The sequence below is a fragment of the Leisingera daeponensis genome (assembly GCF_019801465.1).
Classification (GTDB): Bacteria; Pseudomonadota; Alphaproteobacteria; order Rhodobacterales; family Rhodobacteraceae; genus Leisingera; species Leisingera daeponensis_A.
In genome coordinates this window covers 1-578 of sequence record NZ_JAHVJA010000047.1, presented here as the reverse complement: position 1 = coordinate 578, position 578 = coordinate 1, and the positions used below count along the sequence as shown (strand labels likewise).

Here is a 578-nt window from a genome sequence, read left to right as displayed (position 1 = left end):
GTGAAGTTCCAGCAAGTTCAAAAGTATGAGACTGGCGTCAATCGCGTCAGCGCATCGAGGCTTTGGGAGATTGCTGAAGCTCTTGAGGTTGAGGTCTCCTATTTTTTCGAGGGTCTGAAATTTGAAGGGCACGCGGGAGCTGACACTGGCATAAGCCGCAGCCCGCTGCTCGAGAAGGAAGCCGTTGACCTGGTGCGGACCTACTATGGCATCCCTGAGAAGAGCCGAACTCAGCTACTGTCTCTAGCAAAATCACTTGCCGCATAAAGTGATGCACAGGATCCCGCCAGCATTCCTCCGCAACACTACGGCTAAAATCAAAATCAGCCCGTGATTGAGGGGAAGATTGCACACTGCTACCCTTGGGCAAGGCTGGAACAGCGTCTTCCATCCGCAACCCCATGAAAGCGGGACCCGCTTGAACACACAATAGAGCAGCTCGGGGGCGGAAGGCATGATTAGGAGAGTTGGATGCAGGCACAATTCATCTCAGCTGCCGTAACCGCTGTGCTTTCCGTCGCGGGAGCACCGGGCCATTCGTCGGCGGCCGAAATTCTTAGGTGCGACGTGGAGTCGTT

The 578-nt window shown here is 55.0% G+C and carries 1 protein-coding gene; it reads left to right on the top strand.

Going from position 1 to position 578, the window contains the following annotated elements:
- The coding region (locus tag KUV26_RS23510) for a helix-turn-helix domain-containing protein (RefSeq protein WP_222510280.1) at window positions 1-267 on the top strand (267 nt) is incomplete at its 5' end.
- Window positions 268-578 lie beyond the last annotated feature (311 nt).